This is a genomic window from Candidatus Paralachnospira sp. LCP21S3_A2 (assembly GCF_052118925.1).
Classification (GTDB): domain Bacteria; phylum Bacillota; class Clostridia; order Lachnospirales; family Lachnospiraceae; genus Lientehia.
The window spans coordinates 1-417 of the sequence record NZ_JBQKGG010000057.1 but is presented as its reverse complement, the minus strand read 5'-3'; the positions used below and the strand labels follow the sequence as shown (position 1 = coordinate 417).

At 43.4% G+C, this 417-nt stretch carries 2 tRNA genes; both read right to left on the bottom strand.

What is annotated here, in order from left to right:
* Positions 1–185: 185 nt before the first annotated feature.
* Positions 186–258, bottom strand: a tRNA-Ala gene (locus tag ACTQ3K_RS12685).
* Between the two features lie 49 nt (positions 259–307).
* Positions 308–381: transfer RNA gene (locus tag ACTQ3K_RS12680), tRNA-Ile, on the bottom strand.
* Positions 382–417 lie beyond the last annotated feature (36 nt).

Sequence of the window (417 nt, the reverse complement as noted above, 5' to 3'; positions counted from 1 at the left end):
CTGTCCTGGTTCAGGTTTTTGCTTTGTTAATGAAATTGAATTGGTTTTAAAACATTCAATCAATATCTGATGTCTTCTTATCAATGTGTAGTTTTCAAGGTACAGTGTTTTATAAAAGCTTAACCAAGATTTTATATCTTTACGCTCGCAACATTTGAAGTTGCTCGCTCTCAGAAAAGCTTTCGTGGAGATGAAGGGATTCGAACCCTTGACCCCCTGCTTGCAAGGCAGGTGCTCTCCCAACTGAGCTACACCCCCATTACGGGTTGGTCATCTCTTTAATTTTCTTTAACCATTTAAAATGGTCTGGGCTTAAGTGGACTCGAACCACCGACCTCACGCTTATCAGGCGTGCGCTCTAACCAGCTGAGCTATAAGCCCATGATTCTGGCACCCACCTGCTCTCCCATACCGTCT